The organism is Paenibacillus sp. CB74, from assembly GCF_055687625.1.
This window is the reverse complement of sequence record NZ_CM146009.1, coordinates 2,338,784-2,353,636: the sequence shown is the minus strand read 5'-3', so window position 1 is coordinate 2,353,636 and position 14,853 is coordinate 2,338,784. Positions and strand designations below refer to the sequence as shown.

Annotated in this window: 11 protein-coding genes and 1 riboswitch; of the genes, 8 read left to right on the top strand and 3 right to left on the bottom strand. The window is 46.3% G+C overall.

All coding sequences use genetic code 11. From position 1 onward, the window contains the following. Positions 1-11: 11 nt before the first annotated feature. From ACX9NY_RS10335 to ACX9NY_RS10325, 3 genes are all read right to left on the bottom strand, one after another. Positions 12-710, bottom strand: coding sequence for a Crp/Fnr family transcriptional regulator (locus ACX9NY_RS10335; RefSeq protein ID WP_339242209.1), 699 nt, complete (start codon positions 708-710; stop codon positions 12-14). Between the two features lie 34 nt (positions 711-744). Then, positions 745-1,170: a DMT family transporter gene (locus ACX9NY_RS10330; protein WP_342572814.1), complete on the bottom strand. Its 426-nt coding sequence runs from the start codon at positions 1,168-1,170 to the stop codon at positions 745-747. A 560-nt stretch (positions 1,171-1,730) separates the two neighbouring features. After that, positions 1,731-2,528, bottom strand: a complete 798-nt coding sequence (locus ACX9NY_RS10325) for a Nif3-like dinuclear metal center hexameric protein (protein ID WP_472478509.1) — start codon at positions 2,526-2,528, stop codon at positions 1,731-1,733. 285 nt (positions 2,529-2,813) lie between these two features. Here ACX9NY_RS10325 and ACX9NY_RS10320 point away from each other — a divergent pair, with 285 nt between their 5' ends. The 8 genes from ACX9NY_RS10320 to ACX9NY_RS10285 all read left to right on the top strand — a co-directional run bounded on the left by ACX9NY_RS10320 (position 2,814) and on the right by ACX9NY_RS10285 (position 14,816). Further along, entirely contained in the window at positions 2,814-3,404 is a 591-nt protein-coding gene (locus ACX9NY_RS10320; protein WP_339260832.1) for a biliverdin-producing heme oxygenase, read from the top strand. Positions 3,405-3,690: 286 nt separating this feature from the next. Continuing rightward, the gene (locus ACX9NY_RS10315) at positions 3,691-6,231 is read left to right on the top strand and encodes a diguanylate cyclase domain-containing protein (protein WP_342572816.1); all 2,541 of its coding nucleotides are present in this window, start codon (positions 3,691-3,693) and stop codon (positions 6,229-6,231) included. A 207-nt stretch (positions 6,232-6,438) separates the two neighbouring features. Continuing rightward, positions 6,439-8,019 carry a TerB N-terminal domain-containing protein gene (locus ACX9NY_RS10310; protein WP_472478506.1) on the top strand — a complete coding sequence of 527 codons (1,581 nt, stop codon included), beginning with the start codon at positions 6,439-6,441 and terminating at the stop codon, positions 8,017-8,019. A 7-nt stretch (positions 8,020-8,026) separates the two neighbouring features. Continuing rightward, positions 8,027-9,370: an ATP-binding protein gene (locus ACX9NY_RS10305; protein ID WP_339260836.1), complete on the top strand. Its 1,344-nt coding sequence runs from the start codon at positions 8,027-8,029 to the stop codon at positions 9,368-9,370. Beyond that, positions 9,367-11,586 (top strand): DEAD/DEAH box helicase, encoded by a 2,220-nt coding sequence (locus ACX9NY_RS10300; protein ID WP_339260837.1) that lies wholly within the window; start codon positions 9,367-9,369, stop codon positions 11,584-11,586. Before ACX9NY_RS10305 ends, ACX9NY_RS10300 begins: the two co-directional genes overlap by 4 nt. Before the next feature lie 77 nt (positions 11,587-11,663). Next, positions 11,664-11,774, top strand: a riboswitch (purine riboswitch). A gap of 106 nt (positions 11,775-11,880) precedes the next feature. Next, on the top strand, positions 11,881-12,840 hold the full coding sequence (locus ACX9NY_RS10295) for an EamA family transporter (protein ID WP_339260838.1): 960 nt from the start codon (positions 11,881-11,883) through the stop codon (positions 12,838-12,840). A gap of 431 nt (positions 12,841-13,271) precedes the next feature. After that, positions 13,272-13,697 (top strand): cupredoxin domain-containing protein, encoded by a 426-nt coding sequence (locus ACX9NY_RS10290; RefSeq protein WP_339260839.1) that lies wholly within the window; start codon positions 13,272-13,274, stop codon positions 13,695-13,697. A gap of 96 nt (positions 13,698-13,793) precedes the next feature. Next, positions 13,794-14,816 carry an SDR family oxidoreductase gene (locus ACX9NY_RS10285; protein WP_472478503.1) on the top strand — a complete coding sequence of 341 codons (1,023 nt, stop codon included), beginning with the start codon at positions 13,794-13,796 and terminating at the stop codon, positions 14,814-14,816. The last annotated feature ends 37 nt before the right edge of the window (positions 14,817-14,853 follow it).

Genomic DNA, 14,853 nt, shown 5'->3' with positions numbered 1-14,853 from the left:
TGTCGAACTCCTTACTCATAAATATTGTGACCTGCTATTTCGCGCAGACCCGCACGGTTTTTAATCATAATCAATCCCTGATGTCGTTCAATCAATCCGTCTGCACAGAGCTTTTGGATGACCCTGTTCAGGTGTCGGTAACTGGTGCCGATCAGATTCGCAATGTCGGTCAGATTGAACGCGTCCAGATCTTCATGAACGACGCTACCAGCTTCTTCCGTCGAGATGGAGAGAAGGTAGCTGGCTAGCCGAACCTCAACGGGATACATCAGGTTGAAGTTGGAGAAGTTCGAATCAATATAGAACTTGTGTGAGATGATTTTGAGCAAAAATTTAAGTAAAGGTGCATAATCGCCGGCAAGCTCAGCGAGCCATTGATAATGAATCCGAAGCATCACCACAGGTGACACGGCCTGAACTGTGTTGACAATATCACTTTCACGGACATATTCAATGTCACCGACGACTTCAAGCGGTGTCTTGAAGCAAAGCACGAGTGTTTTGTCCTGAGCGGAGGTGGTGAAGATCTTGATTTTACCCTCGACCAACACGTATAAATATTCGGAGGCTTCCCCTTCACGACAGATCAATTCACACTTCTCGAAGTGACATAATGTCATATGGGGACGCAGGGGCTCGTGAAATACCTTTTCGAGTTGATATTGCTTCAGATAATGTATTAATTGTTGCTCATCATGAATCTCTTCCACGCTCTTGTTCACCCCTGACTATATTCTAGAAAAACTACAGTTTCATAATGATGACACCTGTGATCATCAAGGCAATGCCAAGAAATTGCGGCAGTTTCATCTTTTGTTTCACTACACCAAACCATCCGTTACTATCCACGAGAAAAGTCAGGAACAGCTGAGCAATGAGCAGGGCCGAGATCGTGAATGTCACCCCAATTTGCTGAATGGCCGTTACTTCGCTGAAAATAATGACAGCGCCAAACGCTCCCCCTGCCAGGTACATGGGTTTAACTTGTTTGAGTCCTTGAAGGTTAATGTCTCTAACGAACATTAGGATCAGCGCCGCTAAGATGAATCCTGTCAGTTGTGTAATCGTAGCGGCCTGCCATGTGCCCATGTCGGTACTAATCCGAGCATTGGCAACACCTTGGAGCGTGATACACGCGCCACCCAGTAATGCAAAAATAATTCCTTTCATATGTACGCTCCTTATTCAATTACTTCGACTTCTATTTAATGACAAACTCACCCCAAACGCCAAGGACAAATGTCCTGAGCTTTGAAGTCACAGCATCTAGAGTACAATAAAGAACCAGGGAAATCCAGTTGGAGCATGAAGAGATGCGCGGTATATGTGCGGGAGTACTCATTTTTAATGAGCATGATCTCTAACGAACCAGTGACACCTTATTGTATTGATTCGATTGAATTGAGAAATCTAAGGAACCTCAGCCATCTTAATCGGGCTAAGGCGGTAGGAAAGGATGGATAATGAGTGGAACCGGAGGAATACCGTGTCTACAATTCGTTAGTTTTGAAAATCGGTAAATATTCACTAAATAGAGTGTGTCAGGTTCGTTAATAACTATCTAAGAATTTGTCCTAAGAGCTAGCCAAGAAGAAAGAGAGTCTGCCGACTCGACCCTAGAACACACAACAGATGTAGAGTTCCAGGGTAGTGGGCAATGAGATTTGAACAATTCGGCTAGACACCTCTCCAAAACAATCCATACCAAACTAATCCAATCAATCGCATGATCAGATCACAGTGTACACAGGTCGCTCACCTACATAATGAACGGACAGTTCTGTGAATTGTTCTGCCAACCTGTCTGCCAATAGATTCATTCCCGGAGCCTCGCTCTCGGCATGCCCCAACATGATGAGTGCTTTGGACTTGCCTTGTTGCACAGCATCACGGATATATTCCGGTGTCTCCCATTCGAATCCTTCTCCAGCGATGATCAGATCCAATTGTTTGTTCTGAATCAAGGGAATCGTCACAGAGCCGTTGCCACGAAAACCAACCAATACCGCTGCGTGTCTACAGACTGTGTCGGGATTGCCTGCAACGCGGACATAATCGATCCCAAGGCAACGTTTCACATGGTGAGCAGTAGCTTGGGCAGTGCTTGCTTCCGGAAAAGAAAGGATGTCTGCTTCCGGTACTCGTTGCTCCACATAAGAGGACCATCCCAAGGCCTGAACCAGTCCTTCGGTAATGCCATCCGGTTGGAAGCGGTGGATGATATCATGACATCGATAGATGGAGATGCCTGCTTCGTCGATTAACTTTCTTTTGTCCGTATACACCGAATCAGTTGCAAGCCAATCTGTCTGACTGTGATGGTTATAGAACGGAGATTCATGCGCAATGATTAAGTTAGCGCCTTGCTGTATGGCTTGTTCAATCACATATTGTGTGGGCATAAAAGCGATGACAATACCCGTGACCTTACAGTCAAGTGAACCGGTAATAAGCTGATCCACCGTGTTTTCCGGCAGTTCAATGTTATCTAAAAGATGAAGTACAACGTCTTGAACAGTGAGATCCATAGATTGCATTCCTCCAATGACAGGATATAAAAATAGTGTAACATGTTTACATTTGAAATCTACTGCCTTCCAGATTGTGGGGGTCAATTTTATTATTTTCGGTTAATACTAAAACATGCAGATTACAGTGGGTTAAGATAACAACGAAGAAAAGTGTTCACTTTGTACGGATGTTGGATTCGTGTAGTTTTCTCAAACAAGAATAAGTATACTTACATAGAGTCTTTATTGCATTAAATGAGCTGTTTGCAACAGCAGAGCAGATTGTGAAAGGGGATAACTACGATGACAGCAACAACTATTATGGAACGTCTGAAGAGCGAGACAGCTCATTACCACAGACAAGTAGAACAGAACCCTTATGCAAAAGCCATTATGAATCAAACTGTGACTATAGAAGAATATAGAACATATCTAGAAAAGTTTTATGGATTCCTCAAACCGCTGGAAGATCAAGCTGTACAGCAGCCTTTCTGGGGAAGTACGGGATTGGATATCGAGATTAGAGGCAAGGCTGGACTACTGGAGAAAGATCTGCACAATCTTGGTGCAAGTGAAGAGGAAATTAGCCAACTTCCGCTCTGCAAAGAACTTCCGGATATTTCGACACCAGCCCGTTTGTTTGGATACATGTATGTCATTGAGGGGTCCACGAACGGTGGACAGATCATGACCAAACGTTTGTCGCAGTTCCTGCCCATTGAAGCTGATCGTGGATTGGAATATTTCAACGCCTATGGCTCAGAGACAAGAACAAGATGGAGCGAGTTTATGATTTTGCTGCAGCAGTCCATCACCAGTCCAGAAGATCATGACAACATGGTGCACAGTGCATCAGAGACATTCCGACTGCTGGATCAATGGATTAATACGTAGGGCAGACTTTATTTCATATTTTAAAGGTATCTATATAAGTTGAATTAATCATTTACACCTAACGAAGAGGACAGAAAAAACCTGGAAAAGCGAAGCATTCGCTAAAAGCTTTCTGAAAGAAAGCTACATCGTAAGCATACGCTTATAACCGGATTTTTCCCTTAGAAAAGGGAATCGATAAAATCTGGGGATAACAGCGATTAGAAGGTTATTCTGTCATCGTAGTGCAATGTAAATAATCATTATTTCAACTTATATAACATCATGAGAGGGGATTTTCCTGGCCATGGCCGAACCGAAGTCCAAGAAAGAACAAAATTTGTTGAACCGCACATTGCTTCATCAGGGAACATACACAACTGATCCGATAGATCTGAATAACTGTGATAAAGAACCAATTCATATCCCCGGCTTTATTCAACCTCATGGTGTTCTTTTGGCCATCAATACCAGTCTTACGCCAACTATTGTTCAGTGTAGCCAAAATACGGAGGAACATCTGGGTATTGCCTATGAGGCTGTTCTGGGCATGCCTTTGGAGAACCTGATTGGCGAGCAAGAAGTAAGCAAATTGTTGGGCAGCAGCTTCAATGCGAATGTTACCTCTGACCTGCATTACATGGATCTTACCATTAAGGTATCCGGTGAGGAACGGGTCTTCTCTTCTGTGCTTCATGAAAGTGAAGGTTTGCTCATTCTGGAGATCGAGCCTTATGACGAAAAAGAGGACGTGGGGACTACTGACTTCGAGTGGATATCCCGATTCTTCGGTCGGATGAAAAGCACAGATAGCCGCGTGGAGGCAAGTCAGATTGCAGCTGAACAGGTCAAGGAAATGCTCGGTTACGATCGGGTGATGATCTATGAATTTGACGAGCAATGGAATGGTAAAGTTATTGCTGAAGCGCGTGAACAAGAACTCGAACCATTCCTGGGACATCACTATCCAGCATCGGATATACCAAAACAAGCTCGGGAGTTGTATCTTCGCAATTGGCTGCGGACTATCGTGAATGTAAATTATAAACCGGTCGAAATTGTACCTATGCTACAACCACTGACTGGCAAACCACTGAATTTGAGTCTTTCGGTCCTGCGTAGCGTATCGCCACTTCACATCGAATATCTGCATAATATGGGTGTAGGTGCGACCGTAACGATCTCGCTCATTCATAACAATGAGCTATGGGGACTCATCACATGCCATCATTATTCGGCCAGATATGTCCCCCATCGTGTGCGGAATCTGTGCAATTTCCTGGGGGCGTTCTTCTCCAATGAATTGTTCCAGCGTCAGCAGTTAGATGATTACCAATCCGAGATTCAATCTCGTGAAGCTGCTTCACGAATTGCCAACATTTTTATTGGAAACACAAGTCCTGCCCGAGTACTTGAGGAATTACAGGGAGAAGAAGAGACGGTATTGAACCTGATGGATGCTGCCGGAGCAGCGATCTGTTACCAGGACAAGTTATTGTTATATGGTAAAACGCCTAACAGCGGCCAGATTCGTGAACTGGCAGGTTGGCTTGCAGGAAAGTCTGAGGATTACAGTTACTACACTTCGAAACTGAGTTCAGAGTATGAAACAGCCAAAGCTTATCCGGATAAGGCTTCCGGGGTTATTTATGTTGCCATTTCGCCTGGACAGCATAACTACATGATCTGGTTCCGACCTGAGGTTGAGCAGGTTGTCGAGTGGGCGGGTGACCCGGCCAAAGCGGTACTCAAGACGGATGACGGCATGCGATTGTCACCTCGTAAATCATTCGAGAAATGGCGTGAGGTTGTAAAGTCAACTTCGTATCCGTGGACTACGAAAGAACTAAGTGTGTTACCTTTACTCAAATCCATTGTACGTCGGCAGACGGAGAATCAGTTGGTTCAGGCTGAGGAACAGGCACTTCAGAACGCTCGTATTTTGCGACAAAATGAACAGCGTTATTTGCAGTTAATGGATTATTCGCCCGTGGCATTCTTTACTCTGACGGACGGTAAGATTATCTATTGTAATACAAAGGCAGCTGAACTGCTCGGGTTCGAGAGTTCCCAAAACCTGATGGGTAAGGATTTTAGAGAATTTGTACCTGACAATACGAGAGTTACCTTGCAACAGAATTTTGAGGAATTAAAGCACAAAAACACAAGTTTGATTACAAGTCAGTCCTATTTCACTACAGCAGTTGGTACCTCACTGTTGCTTGAAGTTACACTCGCTGCTGTTACGCATGCAGGAAAACCTTCTGTGATGGTGCTTCTGCACAGCGGGGCGTCTCACCATGAACATGACCATTACACCGAAACGACAAGCCAGTTGCAAAATTATCTGAACACAGATCCGTTAACAGATATGCCAATTCAAACGGTGTTCAAGTCTCAGCTTCAGGATGACTGGGATGATTGTTTGGAGGAGAAATGTAGTCTGGGGTTGCTCATTATAGATATCGATGATTTCCGTTCATATAACGCGGCATACGGACTTCAGGGAGGCGATCTGTGTCTGCAATGGATCGGTGAGGTACTCACCGTGGTCAGTGAGCAGCACAACGCACTAATATCCCGTCTTCGCGGAGGTACCTTCATGTTGAAAATGAAGAGCACAACTTCTGAACATTCAGCACAGCTTGCGGAAGAGATTAGACAACATGTTCTGGCTCTGCAGATCCAGCGAGAATTATCGGGTCCGAGTGGGATCGTCACGGTTAGTGTCGGGGGTGCAGTGCTGGTACCTGATGAGCAGTCAAGTGCATCCGATCTGATTGAAAAAGCTACTCAAGCGCTGGCCCAAGCGAAGAGTGAAGGGAAGAATCGAGCAATTGTAGTCTGATTTAGGGCATGTAACCTTACTTTTTAACGAATACACCTGGATCAATATCATATCCATATGAACTAAATGAGAGAGCAGAAATGCTCTCTTTTTTTGGTTTTAATAATGTGTTAATTTCATCACCGCAGACACAGCACTAGTGTTATAATGATCCCTATGGATACACTTGTTCGTATTCTGTCTCGGAGGAGGGTGAGCTAACGTTCTATGAAAGACAACTCTAGACAATTGGAATTTATGGAGATAGATCTGAGCGAAGAACCCGTAACAGCAGCGGTTCCGGTTCCTGATCGTTCAACCATTGTGCAGCAACCTGCACATCATGCGATGCAGCATCGTGGAGGCATATTGTCTTCGGAGAAACGTTTTGTAGAGGAAGCAAAGCAGTGGTCAGAGATGGAGGGAGATGTGTCCCCCTGGGTTCCCTTTATGAGCTACTGGCCCACATATGGCGTAATGAACGAAGCCCAACGCAAGTGGTATTTGTATTGGAGGAAGGAAGTTCGTCAGGGGAGATATCCAGATACCGATCTGTCCTATCTATTTATTCATATATATGAGTTGATTAACGGCATTGGCTGGCAGAATGCTCAGGATGGTTATAATCAATTAAAGCAGCTATGGTTGAACTACCGTGAAAGGCTCCCTCAATTAAATATATATATGCAAGAGTGGGTGGTCGATTACGTACTGGTCCATCAGATGGAGACGTCTTTATCCGAAGTTATGGACCTTTCGGGCGGGTATCTGCCAGCAGAGATGCTGGACAAGGAACTGCAACGTGTTTTACAGAACAAGATGTCGGATATTTCGCTAAGTATGCTGCAAAGGTACTACGATTACGATATTACGCTCAGTAAGTTCTATAGAGATGGCGGCAAAGAAGTGATGGAGCAGTACATCCCACGGGTCATGGCATTGGTTCATTCATATCTGGAGCGTACGCGAGAAGTCGGACTGTTGCCAGTGTTTCAACCCAACGAAGAACGCATGGTGGAGCGCATACTGTTTCGCAAAGCGGTCTATGACGACTCGATCTATGGAAGATCGGTATCATTCAGATATATGCCCATTGGTGAACATACTGAATTTGTACAGATGGTTACGCGGATCTATCGATGTACTGAAAATAAACTTCGTGAACTGCTCGGATTCAGAGGCCGATTGCGTGGACAAACATTAGAGCCCGAACTTGCGAATCTGATTGAACGTTACCTGGACAAAGCATATGCGATTGATCAGGCCGAGACGGTGGAACAACCGGTGATTCGTATTGATACGGAAAAATTGGCATCGTTACAGCAAGAAAGTGAATACGTACGAATGGCACTTACAATTGAGGATGATCACCCTTCTGAAGTGAAGGATGATGAGGTTCATAACGCAAATGTTACAAGTAATCCAGTCGACGCACTGGAAGCAAGGCATGAGATCACACCAACAGAAGATTCCATGCAGCCGGACCCATCGGTAAGAGATACTGCAATAGAAGGGTCAACAGCATCAATTGGGTTGCAATGGGACGTGAGTGCAGAGGTTGATTTGGATGAACAATGGCTGCTATTTGCCAAGGGACTATCCCCTCAGCAGGTGCAAGTGATTCATGCTCTTCTTGGCGCTAACCCTGATACGGAGCTGATACGTCTGGCTGAGCAATATGGAACGATGCCTGCGCTTCTGCTCGATGAAATTAATGATGTGGCTATGGATACGATCGGTGATCTTCTGATTGATGGTGATCGGATTGTTCCGGATTATATAGATGTTTTCGAACATGTGAAGAGGTGATACGTAAGTGACAGAACTTAAAATACCAAAGCGGCTGACCACCGCACTTGTCAATTCGTTAACGGCGGGTGTTGTCCCGCGCATAGGACTGGAGCAGATTGCTGTTGGCCGAAAACCGGAAGTGGAAGCCATCTTGAGAGATATGGACAATATCGCCGAGGGTGGCGCCGCGTTCAAACTCATTACCGGGCGTTATGGTAGTGGTAAAAGCTTTCTTTTGCAGATGATTCGTAATTATGCCATGGATCGCGACTTTGTTGTAGCAGATGCCGATCTGTCACCAGAGCGACGATTGGTGGGCACCAAAGGGCAGGGACTTGCGACATATCGCGAACTAATGACTCGTCTGTCTACACGTACACGTCCGGATGGGGGAGCGTTGGAGCCGATTTTGCAAAAATGGATCGCAGGCCTGCAACAATCCACGATGCAAAGTCAGAACCTGCGCCCGGATGATCCCGCTCTGCCGCTGGAAGTAGAGAAGCAGATCTATGCGGTGACAGGGGAGATGCAGAATCTGGTTCACGGCTTTGATTTTGCCAAGGTACTGGCTTCCTACTGGAATGGGTACAAGCTCGCTGATGATGATCGCAAACAGGCGGCACTGCGCTGGCTTCGAGGAGAATTTGCAACCAAAACGGAGGCAAAAAAAGAACTCTCTGTCGGTGTTATCATTGACGATGACAACTGGTATGACTACTTCAAATTGTGGTCTGAATTCACAGCGCGGATTGGTTACAAAGGATTGCTGTTGTTCATTGATGAAGCGGTGAATCTGTACAAAATTACAAACAGCGTCTCTCGTCAAAGCAATTATGAGAAATTGCTGACCATGTTCAATGATACAATGCAGGGCAAGGCGGAGCACCTGGGCATATTTGTAGGCGGTACGCCGCAATTTGTAGAGGATGAACGGCGCGGACTATATAGCTATGAAGCGCTTCGCTCCAGGCTTATTGATGGTCGTTATGCAGCCAAAGCGTATGCAAATTATACAGGCCCGATTCTGAAGCTTGCAATGTTATCACATGAAGAGATTCTGATTTTGCTCCAGAAGCTGCGGCAGATTCATGCGTTGCATTTTGGATACAGTGCAAGTCTGACGGATGAACAATTGGTTGATTTTATGCAAACGGCGGTGAATCGACTGGGGGCGGATGAATTGCTGACCACGCGTGAAGTGGTACGGGACTTTATGGATGTACTGCATACGCTCCATCAGAATCCCGAAGTGACTTATACGCAATTACTTGGTGAACGGGCTGCCAAACCCCAGGAACCGGGTAAAGGAGCGGATGCTTCCGCAAATTCGGATGATCTGGACGACTTTCTGGCGGAGTTTGAATTATGAGTGATAATCCATTCTATCGGCTGGCGCCATTCGTGCAGGAATTTATATATAAAAAAAGATGGGAATCGCTTCGGCCTGCTCAGATAGAGGCTTGCAATATCTGTTTTCATACCCCGCATCATATGCTGATTGCGGCAGGCACGGCCTCCGGCAAAACGGAGGCGGCTTTTTTTCCTGCATTGACCGAGCTGCATGAACGGCCTTCCAAATCAGTGGGCATTCTGTACATTGGACCTCTGAAAGCCCTGATTAACGACCAATTCGAACGTCTTAAGGATCTGTTAACCGAAGGAAATATTCCGGTTTGGCATTGGCATGGGGATGTGCCTCAGGCGGAGAAAACAAAACTGATGAAAAATCCGTCCGGTGTGCTTCAGATTACGCCAGAATCGCTGGAAGGTCTGCTTATGAATCGACCGAATGCGATCCCGGCGCTGTTTCATGATCTGCGCTATGTCATCATTGATGAGGTACATGCCTTCATGGGAGCAGATCGGGGGATTCAAGTGCTCAGCGAGCTTGCTAGAATTGAGCGTATGGCTGGCTGTGCACCGCGAAGAGTTGGATTGTCGGCTACACTTAGTGACTATGATGCGGCTACATCTTGGCTTGCTGCCGGAACACAGCAGGGAGTGGATGTGGTCTCTTCTCCAGGTGGTCGCAAGCTGCGGCTGCGGGTGGAACATTTCTCTTTTCCAGATGCACAGGACGAGGAGCAGGCGGAGCAGCTTCATAACGCACGCAAAGCTTACTACGACTTCATCTATGAGAGCACACATCGTAAAAAAGCATTGATCTTCACCAACAGTCGTACGGACGCTGAGGTGACTATTCTTGAGATGCGGCGGGTTGCGGCTCGCAGGCAAGAGCGTGATGTGTTCCATGTGCATCATGGAAGTATCTCCGCCATGCTCAGGGAGGAAACGGAAGCTGCTCTGCGCACCGGATCGGGGCCTGCGGTTGCTGCGGCAACGGTCACGCTCGAACTGGGTATCGATCTGGGCGAACTGGAACGTGTGGTTCAGCTTGGTGCACCGTATAGTGCGTCCAGCTTTGTACAGCGTCTGGGACGTTCGGGGAGACGAGAGGACATGGCATCAGAGATGCTTTTTGTATGTCCGGAGGAAGAGGATGAGGAAGCGCAATTACCAGCACGTATGCCGTGGACGTTAATGCGTGCAATTGCTGTTATCGAACTATATGTAAAAACAAAGTGGGTCGAGCCGCTTGAAGCCCGCAAAATGCCCATAGGGGTGCTCTACCATCAGACGATGAGCATGCTGAAAAGTATGGGGGAGGCGGAGCCGAGAGATCTTGCAGAAGCCATCCTTTCGCTGGCCCCCTTTGCGTTGATTAGACCAGATCAATATCAGGCTTTCCTGAATTACCTCATTGAGACGGATCATCTGCAATGGACAGAGGACCGGACATTGATTATCGGACTGACAGGTGAGAAAATCGTAAACAATTATCGCTTCTATGCGGTGTTTAAGGACGATGAGGAACATAAAGTACTGAACGGCTCGGAAGAGATTGGTTCCATTACAACCGTGCCCCCGCCAGGCTATTGCTTCTCGCTCGCAGGCAAACTGTGGAAAGTGGAAGAAGTTGATCACAAGCACAAGGCTGTGTATGTGAAGTCTGCCAAAGGTAAAGTGGATACGTTATGGCTTGGAGCGGGCGGAGACATCCACACAACGGTGGTACAGAAAATGCGTGAAGTGTTGTCCGACTCAGTGATCTATCCCTACCTGTCACCGCAAGCCGTCAATCGACTTGAACGGGCACGCCGTCTAGCTCGTGAAAGCGGACTGTTGAAGCAGGTTGTTATTCCGGCTGGGGGAGATTCGATGTATGTACTTCCTTGGGTAGGGAGTAAATCGTTCCGTACATTGGAGCGCCTGATGAAGCATAATCTGTCGGGCAAACTGGCTTTGCGTTCGGTAGTGCCCATGGAACCATATTATTTTGTAGTATCCGGCAAGGTCGATGAACGGACATTGTTAGCCGAGATTATGAGCGAATGTCGGATGGCTGAAGATGCATCTGCGCTACTGGCTGAAGATGAAGCACCCTATCTGGGCAAGTATGATGAATTTGTCGCGCCACCTTTGATCCGTGAGGCTTTTGCCGTGGATGGGCTGGATCTGGATGGATTGAAGGCAGGTTTACAGCAAACATTGGAGTGGGATTCCTCAGCCTCTAATCGAACCTGACGTTTTTTTATACGGAATAGGGTTGACACCACCTCACCTCCCATGTAATATATGAAAAGTCGTCACACACGAATTACATCAAATTGCATATATCATTTCGTATAACCTCGCAGGCCGAAAGTGTACACAGGGCGAGGGTCTCTACGGGAAGCCTATACTTCCTAACTACGATGCCAAGGAATCAATATATTCCTTGCTCGTAGTTAGGATTTTTTGCATTTGTATGTGTCTGTGACCTTGGCATGAACCAATCATGCAGGCGTATTTTCTTATCATCAGGAGGTTTATTCACAAATGAAATATTATCTGTCCGTTCTCGCGGGAGCGATGAGCTATGGCATATTATCCACGATTGTGGTTCTGGCGTATGGCGAAGGATATAAACTTGGTGAAGTTGTGGGAACACAGCTGATTACGGGTTTTCTTCTTTCCTGGATGCTGGCGCTATACACAAAATTTAGAACAAAACGCAAGTCACAGGCAGATGGCCAATCATCAGGAGCTGTGGCACAGGTATTCAAACGGTTGACGTGGAAACAACGTCTGCTATTGATGGCTGCCGGAACACCAACGGTAATTACGGGTCTTGTGTATTATCAGTCTTTGCGTTACATCCCGGCTTCACTTGCCATTATCCTGCTGTTCCAGTTCACCTGGATTAGTGTATTGATTCAGGCGATAAGCAAACGTCAACGTCCAGACAAAGTCACATTCCTGACGTTGATCGTGCTGTTTGGCGGAACTTTGCTGGCAGCGGGTTTCCTGGAACAGGGACTGGGTGAGTTCAACGGTCTGGGTATTGCTCTTGGACTGATGGCAGCGGTAAGTTACTCCCTGTTCGTATTGTTCAGCGGCAAAGCGGTTCCTTCAGCGCATCCTGCCTTTCGTAGTGCGTGGATGGTAACAGGGGGATTGATCCTGCTGTGCATTTTGTTCCCGCCGACATTCCTCTTCAATGGATTGATCTGGAGCCAGTTGCTGGTGTTTGGACTGCTGCTCGGATTCTTCGGAGCATTTATTCCACCGGTATTATTCGCTATCGGCGTTCCGCATATTGGAGGCGACATGGCCGGAATTCTGGGTGCGGTGGAGCTTCCAATTGCAGTACTGTTATCCTCTATCGTGCTCCATGAGCATGTCAGCGGATTGCAATGGTTCGGGGTTATCATTGTACTCATTGGAGTTGCCCTGCCAGAGTTGTATAAATTACGCATGAGAAGAAGTCGTAGTCGTAGTAAACCAATCTACTCCTGATCCAGACGAAAAGGGATATTGCGGAGCATGAACGGGAATAACCGTAGATAAGCCTGAGAAATCAGGCTTTTTTATTTAAATATTCTATATAAATTGAACTAAACATTTACACGAAACGGAGAGGACAGAAAGGACCTGAAGAAGCGGAGCGTTCGCCTAAAAGCTTTCTGAAAGAAAGATGCATCGGAAGCATAAGCTATCCCCGGACTTCCCCTTTATAAAAGGAATCAAAAAATCTGGGAATAACAGCGATCGGAAGGTTGTGCTGTCATCGGAGTGTGCAGTGTAAATGTTCTTTAGTTCAATTTATATGGCTCAACCACAATAGCCCAGAGGGGTCATTTTCAATGTCATGCGAATCAGGTATGCTTATAAAATACATCCGTCTGTGGATTGATTATTGATGGAACCATCGAATGAGGAGTGTTTATATGAAAAGCTGGTTTGGAAAAACCTGGCCTTGGATCACGCTGGGTCTGACTGTTGTTGTACTGCTTGGATCATTTTTGGTTTATTTTATGGGCAAAGACGTATCCCCAGGATCAGGAAGTGCTGTCACTGCACAAGCCGAGACACCGGAGGATTTGAAGGGATATGAAGTCATTGATGTGGACGTGAGCAACGATGGTTTTGGACCAGACGTTATTGAGGTGAAAGCTGGTGTACCGACCAAAATAAACTTTATTCTGACTCGGTCGGTGACACATGTGAAATCAGTCGGATCACAACAGCTTGGCATGGATCTGTATATGCAAAAGGGGCCCAATTATTATACGGTCGACAAAGATCTGCCAAAGGGCGAATACGAAATTCACTGTGGTATGTACATGATATACGCAACGATTAAGGTCGTCTAAGCAGAAGGAGCATGGTTTCGGGTCACCGAGCTTTGCTCCTTTTTTTGGTGCGTGATATCATGGGGAAGTGGGTAAAATTGATCAGGAGGTGCGAGAATGAAAGCGCTATTTATTGGAGGGACAGGCACCATCAGCACGGCCATTACGGAGATGCTTGCACAGCAAGGCTGTGAACTGTATTTGATTAATCGAGGCAATCATAACCATGACTTACCTAAGGAAATCAACGTACTTCAAGCGGACATTAATGACGAGACACGTGTAGCAGAACTGATCGCTGATCTGGAATTTGATGTTGTGGCAGACTTTATTGCCTTTGTACCATCTCAATTGGAGAGAGATTACCGTTTATTTAAGGATAAAACAAAGCAGTTTATTTTTATAAGCTCAGCATCTGCGTATCAGACGCCTTTGGCTGATTACCGGATCACGGAAGGGACACCTTTATCGAATCCGTACTGGGAGTATTCTCGCAACAAGATTGCCTGTGAAGACTATCTGATGAAACAATACCGCGAGCATGGATTCCCTGTGACTATTGTGCGTCCAAGCCATACGTATGGCGACAAATCTGTACCTCTTGGTGTTCATGGTGCTCAAGGCAGCTGGCAGGTTCTCAAGCGCATACGTGAAGGCAAACCTGTTATCATCCATGGAGATGGTACCTCACTATGGACCATTACGCACAACACCGATTTTGCCAAAGGGTTTATCGGGCTTATGGGAAATATCCATGCAATTGGTGAATCGGTACATATCACCTCGGACGAATCCGTCACCTGGAATCAGATTCATGAGATTATTGCCGGCGTCTTGGGAGTTAAGCTTCACGCGGTACATGTACCATCCGAATTCTTGGCAGCATGCAGTGACCAGGATCTTCGCGGCGGTTTGCTGGGAGACAAAGCCAATACCGTTGTGTTTGACAACAGTAAGCTGAAACGGCTTGTTCCGGAATTTGTAGCAACGACAAGAGCGGACCAAGGCATACGAAGTACGATTGAATACATTCTGGCCCATCCTGAATTACAGACCGAAGATCCGGAATTTGATGGCTGGTGTGACAAGGTCGTTGCTGCGTTGGATGAAGCGTTATTGAAAATCAGAGATGAGAAATGAGAAATAAGGTGTTCATGATCAACTGTTTACATTCATG